We start from the raw sequence: 8142 nt of genomic DNA on the forward strand, positions 1-8142 counted from the left end.
GTCTACGTTTCGCGATCCGTGAAGGTGGCCGTACAGTAGGTGCTGGTGTTGTTGCTAAGATCTTCGACTAATTCATAACGAATTAAACGAAATCTTGCACTGTTCTTCTTTTTGAAGAAAGCGCATCGAAAAGGGAAGCTTAGGCTTCCCTTTTTCATTTCTAGATTACATTTAGTTATAAGTGTTGAAATAAAAGACGTCACTTTTTCGATTTAAAAACAGAGTTTTACCGGCTTTGTTTCTTAACGCTTTTACTCACCCCTCTTAACCCTTTGATCTTTTCCTGCAGCGGTAAAATCGTTATAACCAAATATTCTGAGCGGACACCATAATGCGACTGGTAACAAGAACTATTCTTGTTTATATTGTTTGTCACAGATTAGTTTTATAGGTTTTTTGAGTATGTACGTTTGTCTTTGCCATGGTGTCTCCGACAAAAAAATTAGGAAGTTGGCGATAGATGAAGGCGTAACAGATATTAAAGGAATCAAAAAGTGCACGGCATTGGGCAGCCAATGTGGTAAGTGCATCAGACAGGCCAAGGAAATTTTAGCGGAAACTAGTTACACGGAATTTAAACAAGCCAGCTAATTGCTGTAAGTATGCAGTAATTATTTGCCTTACATTTTGACACCTTCTCATTTGCTTCTACATTTAAATGAAGCCAAAGAGGAGGGTTTTGTCATGAAAGGCGATCCAATCATCATTCAACATCTCAATAAAGTGCTCGGTAACGAGCTCGTCGCTATTAATCAATATTTTCTTCACGCCCGAATGTATAAAGACTGGGGCTTAAAGCACCTAGCAGACAAGGAATATCACGAATCTATCGATGAGATGAAGCATGCCGATCATCTAATTGAGCGTATTTTGTTCCTTGAAGGCCTACCGAACCTACAAGATTTAGGTAAGTTGATGATTGGTGAAGATACCAAGGAAATGCTCGAGTGTGATTTAAAGCTTGAAATGGCGGCTATTCCAGATTTAAAAGATGCGATTGCCTACGCTGAAGACATTCGAGATTATGTGTCTCGAGATCTCTTCCAAGATATTCTTGAAGATGAAGAAGAACATGTTGATTGGCTAGAGACGCAACTTGGCTTGATTGAAATGTCTGGTATTGAGAATTATCTCCAAGCGCAATACGTGGACGAAGAGTAACGATACTTTCTGAGTTTGCATACTCCAATAATAGTAAGAAGAAAGAGCACCTGACTCGAAAATCAGGTGCTTAACCCCGTTATCTGGTCTAATCTCTTTTATTATCGGCTTTTTAAGGATATTGCTCGCAATCTTGCCTATGAAGTTTGATTTCTATCCGATAGAATTTATGCCCCCTTACCTAAAAATAAAAAAGAGAAACGTCCATGTCTGAAGACAACCACCAAGCAGCCACTCCAGAAGAAGAACATCGCCAAAAAGCATTGGATTACCATGCTTATCCAACTCCAGGAAAGATTGCTGTCGAACTTACAAAGCCTGCGGAAACGGCGGGTGATCTTGCCCTTGCTTACAGCCCTGGTGTTGCAGAGCCAGTGCGTGAAATCGCACAAAACCCGGATAACGTGTACAAGTACACTGCAAAAGGGAACATGGTTGCTGTTATTTCTAACGGTACCGCTATTCTAGGTCTAGGTAACCTAGGTCCACTTGCATCTAAGCCAGTGATGGAAGGTAAAGCGTTACTGTTTAAGCGTTTCGCAGGTCTTGACTCTATTGATATTGAAGTTAAGCACCGCACGATCGATGAGTTTGTTGATACTGTTGCGAGCATTGCAGACACTTTTGGCGGTATCAACCTTGAAGATATTAAAGCACCAGACTGTTTTGAGATTGAAAAGCGTCTGATTGAGCGTTGTGATGTACCAGTATTCCACGATGATCAACATGGTACTGCTATTGTAACGGCAGCGGGTATGCTGAATGCAATCGAACTTCAAGGTAAGAAACTTGAAGATTCAACAATTGTTTGTCTTGGCGCTGGCGCTGCCGCTGTAGCGTGTATGGAGCTTCTGATCAAATGCGGTGCAATGCGCGAAAAAATCTACATGCTAGATCGCAAAGGTGTGATTCACACTCGTCGTGATGACCTTAATGAATATAAGCAGTTATTTGCGAACAATACAGATAAGCGCACACTAGAAGACGTAATTGAAGGTGCAGATCTGTTCCTAGGTGTATCTGGTCCAAACCTGTTGCCAGCGGAAGCGTTGAAGTTGATGGCTGATAAGCCAATCGTATTCGCATGTTCTAACCCGGATCCTGAAATCAAGCCGGAACTTGCTCACGCAGTTCGTGATGACTTGATCATGGGTACTGGCCGTAGTGATTATCCTAACCAAGTTAACAACGTATTGTGTTTCCCATTCATTTTCCGTGGTGCTCTTGATGTGCGTGCAAGTGAAATCAATGATGAAATGAAACTTGCAGCCGTTGAGGCGATTCGCGAGCTAGCAAAAGAGCCTGTACCTGAAGCTGTATTGAAGGCTGCCGGTGTTGATAAGCTAGAGTTTGGTGCGGACTATATTATTCCAAAACCAATGGATTCACGTTTGCTACCACGTGTTGCAAAAGCGGTTGCTCAGGCGGCGGTTAATTCAGGTGTAGCTCGTATCGAGATGCCTGAAAACTACATGGCAGAGTAATATATCTTTCAGATGTGATACACAAAAAATGGGACGCTATTGCGTCCCATTTTTTATGTCATCCATTTGGCTCGAGGCAAGAGTTATTACCTGAAACCTTTTATCAGGCTTTTTTATTCTTCGTCGAATGACTCAAATTCGATGCCCATTTCCGTCATCAGCGCTTTTACTTCTGTTGGAATATCATCAGGACGGTCTTTACGAAGGTCTTCATCTGTCGGAAGTGGCTGACCTGTGTACGCGTGCAAAAATGCCTCGCATAGCAATTCGCTATTGGTTGCATGGCGTAAGTTATTGATCTGACGGCGAGTACGCTCATCAGTTAGCACCTTTAAAACTTTTAGCGGGATAGAGACGGTAATTTTTTTTACTTGTTCGCTTTTTTTGCCGTGCTCTGCATATGGGCTAATGTATTCGCCATTCCAGTCAGCCATTGCACACCTTCATTTATGTAATCGGTTAAAAATAATTTAGGTGCTGATTTTAGCTGCATTTACCGCCATAAGCAAAGACATATAGACGTCTAGAAGTGTTGACGTCTCATTTTTTGACGAGTAAAGTGAACATAACAGCAAAGGAAGCGTGTTGATCACTTTATGTTACTCATTAGATATAGCGCATTCCTATTTAGAAGTCATTACCCGTGAAAGGATACACCCATGAGCACTCGCAAACCTGCGACCATTGCAGTACGCACTGGTATTGAATCAGACAGCCAATATCATGCTGTCGTTCCACCTATTTATCTTTCTACTAACTATGGTTTTCCTGCTTTTGGTGAAGTGCCCAAGTATGATTACACACGATCTGGTAATCCAAACCGCGGACTGTTGGAAAGTGCGCTATCTGAACTTGAGTCTGGAAAAGGAGCGGTTGTTACTAATTGCGGTACGTCGGCATTAAATTTATGGGTTTCCGCTTTTCTCGGCCCAGATGATCTCATTATTGCTCCTCACGATTGTTATGGTGGTACCTATCGTCTTTTTAATACCCGAGCTAACAAAGGCGATTTTAAGGTTCAGTTTGTCGATCAATCAGACGAACAGGCTTTAGATGCTGCATTGGCACAAAAACCAAAACTCATTTTGCTAGAAACTCCGTCAAACCCTCTGGTTCGCGTAGTGGATATTGCAGCTACTTGTGAAAAAGCGAAACAAGTCGGCGCGTTAGTTGCGGTGGACAATACCTTTTTGACACCCGTGTACCAAAAACCTTTAGAGCTAGGTGCGGATTTTGTTATCCACTCCACAACAAAGTACATCAACGGTCATTCGGACGTAATTGGTGGGGTAATCATCACCAACACAGAAGCGCATGCAGAAGAGCTTGCATGGTGGGGCAATTGTATTGGTGCAACGGGCACACCTTTCGATAGTTACATGACACTGCGAGGTATTCGTACGCTTGGTGCTCGTATGAGAGTACATGAAGAGAGCTCACAGCAGGTACTAGCTTACCTACAGAAACAAGCGTTAGTTAAAACTATCTATCATCCAAGCCTGCCGGAACATCCAGGTCACGACATTGCTAAAAAGCAGCAAACGGGCTTTGGCTCTATGTTGAGTTTTGAGTTTGCTGGTTCGTTTGAGCAGTTAAAGGTGTTTGTGAAAGAGCTCCAACTGTTTTCATTAGCAGAGTCATTAGGTGGTGTAGAAAGTTTGATTTGCCACCCAGCATCCATGACGCACCGTGCAATGGGTGAGGAGGCGCTGGCGGAGGCTGGGGTCTCTCATCAACTATTGCGTTTGTCTGTCGGTTTGGAAGATGCACAAGACCTCATCACAGATTTAGAACAAGCGTTCGCTAAAGCTACCCAGTAATAGGAGACGATAACAATGACTGTACAACGTCAGCTGCATAAGTTTGGTGGCAGTAGCTTAGCAAACCCAGAATGCTACTTACGCGTTGTGGGTATTCTCAAGGAGTATTCGACAGAAAATGATCTTGTGGTCGTATCTGCTGCAGGAAAAACCACTAACCGCTTGATTGAGTTTTTGGAAGGGTTAAATAAAGATGGCCGAATTGCGCATGAAGCGCTTCAAAGCTTGAGACAGTTCCAAACTGAGCTAATAGAAAGCTTGTTGGAGAGTGAAGCAAAAGAAGAGCTGTTAGCTTTATTACATGATGAGTTCAGTACTCTCTCGGAGCTGACTGCACCACTCACTAATGCGCAAAAAGCCGCGGTACTGGGACACGGAGAAGTATGGTCTGCTCGCCTATTGGCCGCGTTATTATCTCAACGTTCTATCCCTGCGGTTGCACAAGATGCACGAGCGTTTTTACGTGCAGAAGCGGGAACTCAACCAGAGGTTGATCGCGCTCGTTCATACCCTTTAATTAAAGAGATCCTCGCGCAGCATAACCATAAACGTGTGGTAATTACTGGCTTTATGGCTCAGAACGAGGCAGGAGAAACCATTCTACTTGGTCGTAACGGCTCTGACTATTCTGCAACGGTCATAGGCGCGCTTGCTGAAGTCAATACTGTCACGATTTGGAGTGATGTTGCTGGTGTTTATAGTGCCGATCCACGTTTGGTGTCTGACGCTTGTTTATTACCGTTACTTCGATTGGATGAAGCCAGTGAACTTGCTCGCTTAGCTGCCCCAGTGCTACACAGTCGTACGCTTCAGCCTGTGGCGCAAAGTACCATGGACCTTAATCTCAAGTGTAGCTATCTGCCAGAGTCGGGTTCTACTCGTATTGAGCGTGTATTGGCATCTGGTCGTGGCGCTAAAATTATTACTTCACTGGATGATGTTTTATTGGTGCAGTTGTCTTTCATGCATGGGCACGACTTCGAAAAAACACAGAGTGATGTATTACAAGCGTTGCAGCGCGTGCAATTAGAGCCACTGGCATTTGAAGCTCAATCCGATCAGCACACGCTACGCTTGGCTTACACCGCAGAAATCGCCGGTGGTGCATTGAAACACTTGCAAGAGCTTGCGGTAGAGGCAGAAATTAAGCTAAAAGAAGGTTACTCGCTCTTAGCTGCGGTAGGTGCAGGCGTTACGAAAAACGCCAATCATTGCTTTGGCTTTTATCAGAAGCTAAAGCACTCTCCGGTAGAATTTATCTCTGAAACAGACTCAGGGCTGAGCCTAGTCGCTGTTTTGCGCCGTACTGATACCGAGGCGTTGGTTCAAACGATTCATAGCCAGTTGTTCCAAGCGCAAAAACGCGTGGCAGTGGCTTTATGTGGCAAGGGTAATATTGGTTCTAGTTGGTTAAATTTATTTGCGACGCAAAAAAGTGAGCTCGAAAAACGTCATGGTATGAGCTTTGATCTTGTCGCGGTTGTGGATAGCCAAACCTATTGGTTCGATGAGCAAGGTATTGAGGCGGCGAGTGTTGCTGAACGATTTGATGATGAAAGCATAGCCAACAATGGGGATTGGCTGGCACGTTTGGGAGCGCTTAAAAGCTATGATGAAGCCGTCGTGCTTGATGTTACCGCGAGTAAAGAGTTAGCTCAGCGCTACGTAGAAATCGCACAGCAAGGCATTCATTTGATTTCCGCTAACAAAGTGGCCGGTTCCGCAGATAGTCAGTACTACCATCAGGTTCAAGATGCATTCGCTAAAATTGGTCGTCATTGGCTATACAACGCAACGGTTGGTGCTGGGTTACCGATAAACCATACCGTGCGAGATCTTCGTGAAAGTGGGGATGAAATCGTCGCTCTATCGGGTATTTTCTCGGGGACGCTATCATGGCTGTTCCAACAGTTTGATGGTTTTGTGCCATTTAATGATTTAGTCGATCTTGCTTGGCAGCAAGGGTTAACCGAACCTGACCCTCGTTCTGATTTAGATGGCTCCGATGTAATGCGTAAGTTAGTCATCTTGGCTCGAGAGTCGGGCCTAGATATAGAACCAGACAGCGTTAAAGTTGAGTCTTTGGTGCCAGAAGAATTAAGAGAACTGAGCTTAGATGATTTCTTCGATAATGGAGCGTTGTTGAGTGAAATACTTCAAGAGCGTCTGACAAAAGCACAGAGAAACGATCAAGTGCTTCGCTATGTGGCGCGTTTAGAAAAAAATGGTAAAGCAACGGTGGGAGTCGAAGCGTTATCTCGTGAGCACGCGCTCGCCAACTTATTGCCATGCGATAACATTTTTGCCATAGAGAGCAAGTGGTACAAAGATAACCCTCTGGTCATTCGAGGACCAGGCGCAGGCAGAGAAGTGACAGCCGGCGCTATTCAATCCGACCTCAACCGATTGGCTGGTTTATTTTAAAGTTGCGATTGACCTAAAAACCCTGGAATTAATCCAGGGTTTTTTATTCCCCTATCAGTGCCATACTGAAGTCATAACCCGTGCAAAATGGCGAGATGATGCTCAAGTAGAAACTTGAACTATCTTCATTATTAACTTGAGAAAAATTCATAATTACAAGGTTGACATTAAATCGTATTCAATACATTCTGTAGACATATAGACGTCTAAACGTCGATTTTAAGGATTTGTTTTCGTGGCGGAGTGCCGCAGGGAGAGTAAGATGGGATATACGCACGCAGGCCATATCGACGCCTTGAACCAGAATATTGCTGAGTTATCAGATAACATCAATGTATCGTTTGAGTTTTTTCCGCCAAGCAGCGCTAAGATGGAAGAAACACTTTGGAATTCAGTGCACCGTCTTAAAACGCTTCAACCTAAATTTGTTTCTGTGACTTACGGTGCGAACTCCGGCGAGCGTGACAGAACACACTCCATCATTAAAGAAATTAAAGCAACAACCGGATTGGTTGCCGCTCCCCATCTCACTTGTATTGATGCGACTCGTGAAGAGTTGATTAATATTGCCGATGATTATTGGAACAATGGTATTGAAAATATCGTCGCTCTGCGTGGTGATATTCCTCCAGGTGGCGGTGCGCCTGATATGTATGCCTCGGATTTGGTTGAGCTGCTGAAATCACGCCACGATTTCGATATCTCCGTTGCTGCATTCCCTGAGGTTCACCCTGAAGCTAAAAGCGCTCAGTCTGACTTATTGAACCTAAAACGTAAGGTAGATGCAGGTGCAAACCGTGCTATTACTCAGTTCTTTTTTGACGTTGAGTCTTACCTGCGATTCCGTGACCGTTGTGTCGCAGCAGGAATTGACGTAGAAATTGTGCCAGGAATTTTGCCTGTATCGAACTTTAAGCAAGCGTCTCGCTTTGCGGCACAGAACAATGTGAAAGTACCAGGATGGATGAGCAAACAATTCGATGGCTTGGATGATGATCCGGTGACTCGCCAGCTTGTAGGAGCTAGCCAAGCTATTGATATGGTGCGTGTACTGAGTCGTGAAGGGGTTAAGGACTTTCACTTCTACACACTAAACCGTGCAGAGATGACTTACGCGTTATGTCATACGTTGGGTGTTCGTCCTCGCGCAGTAGTCGGTGCGTAAATCTGGTTTCATGACCCGTCCTGATATGGGTTGACACTTTTTAACTAAAACGCTCGATGTACTTCATCGGGCGTTTTGTATTTTAAAG

At 44.2% G+C, this 8142-nt stretch carries 7 protein-coding genes and 1 pseudogene; 7 read left to right on the forward strand and 1 reads right to left on the reverse strand.

Annotated elements, in window-relative coordinates:
* The 4 genes and pseudogenes from R7M92_RS24425 to R7M92_RS24440 form a co-directional block, all read left to right on the forward strand.
* Window positions 1-71 (forward strand): annotated as a pseudogene (locus R7M92_RS24425) (elongation factor Tu); the annotation flags it as partial.
* A gap of 331 nt (window positions 72-402) precedes the next feature.
* Complete coding sequence (locus tag R7M92_RS24430; RefSeq protein WP_005381360.1) at window positions 403-591, forward strand: (2Fe-2S)-binding protein; 189 nt, start codon at window positions 403-405, stop codon at window positions 589-591.
* Between the two features lie 93 nt (window positions 592-684).
* Window positions 685-1161 carry a bacterioferritin gene (bfr, locus tag R7M92_RS24435; RefSeq protein WP_005381359.1) on the forward strand — a complete coding sequence of 159 codons (477 nt, stop codon included), beginning with the start codon at window positions 685-687 and terminating at the stop codon, window positions 1159-1161.
* Between the two features lie 206 nt (window positions 1162-1367).
* Window positions 1368-2645 carry a malic enzyme-like NAD(P)-binding protein gene (locus R7M92_RS24440; RefSeq protein WP_005381358.1) on the forward strand — a complete coding sequence of 426 codons (1278 nt, stop codon included), beginning with the start codon at window positions 1368-1370 and terminating at the stop codon, window positions 2643-2645.
* A gap of 113 nt (window positions 2646-2758) precedes the next feature.
* Here the strand turns inward: R7M92_RS24440 and metJ are convergent, their stop codons facing one another.
* Entirely contained in the window at window positions 2759-3079 is a 321-nt protein-coding gene (gene metJ, locus R7M92_RS24445; protein ID WP_005381353.1) for a met regulon transcriptional regulator MetJ, read from the reverse strand.
* 225 nt (window positions 3080-3304) lie between these two features.
* On the opposite strand from metJ, the gene R7M92_RS24450 reads away from it, so the two are divergent.
* From R7M92_RS24450 to metF, 3 genes are all read left to right on the forward strand, one after another.
* Window positions 3305-4465: an O-succinylhomoserine (thiol)-lyase gene (locus R7M92_RS24450; protein ID WP_017633522.1), complete on the forward strand. Its 1161-nt coding sequence runs from the start codon at window positions 3305-3307 to the stop codon at window positions 4463-4465.
* Between the two features lie 15 nt (window positions 4466-4480).
* Window positions 4481-6889 carry a bifunctional aspartate kinase/homoserine dehydrogenase II gene (locus R7M92_RS24455; protein ID WP_318134522.1) on the forward strand — a complete coding sequence of 803 codons (2409 nt, stop codon included), beginning with the start codon at window positions 4481-4483 and terminating at the stop codon, window positions 6887-6889.
* Between the two features lie 262 nt (window positions 6890-7151).
* Window positions 7152-8054 (forward strand): methylenetetrahydrofolate reductase, encoded by a 903-nt coding sequence (metF, locus tag R7M92_RS24460; RefSeq protein ID WP_005381345.1) that lies wholly within the window; start codon window positions 7152-7154, stop codon window positions 8052-8054.
* The last annotated feature ends 88 nt before the right edge of the window (window positions 8055-8142 follow it).

This window comes from Vibrio sp. Vb2880 (genome assembly GCF_033337975.1).
Classification (GTDB): Bacteria; Pseudomonadota; Gammaproteobacteria; order Enterobacterales; family Vibrionaceae; genus Vibrio; species Vibrio alginolyticus.

Bases quoted from the DNA above. Each gene is read 5' to 3' on its own strand.
- bfr (WP_005381359.1), top strand. From the start codon at position 685: ATGAAAGGCGATCCAATCATCATTCAACATCTCAATAAAGTGCTCGGT.
- R7M92_RS24440 (WP_005381358.1), top strand. From the start codon at position 1,368: ATGTCTGAAGACAACCACCAAGCAGCCACTCCAGAAGAAGAACATCGC.
- R7M92_RS24450 (WP_017633522.1), top strand. From the start codon at position 3,305: ATGAGCACTCGCAAACCTGCGACCATTGCAGTACGCACTGGTATTGAA.
- metF (WP_005381345.1), top strand. From the start codon at position 7,152: ATGGGATATACGCACGCAGGCCATATCGACGCCTTGAACCAGAATATT.
- R7M92_RS24455 (WP_318134522.1), top strand. From the start codon at position 4,481: ATGACTGTACAACGTCAGCTGCATAAGTTTGGTGGCAGTAGCTTAGCA.
- metJ (WP_005381353.1), bottom strand. From the start codon at position 3,079: ATGGCTGACTGGAATGGCGAATACATTAGCCCATATGCAGAGCACGGC.
- R7M92_RS24430 (WP_005381360.1), top strand. From the start codon at position 403: ATGTACGTTTGTCTTTGCCATGGTGTCTCCGACAAAAAAATTAGGAAG.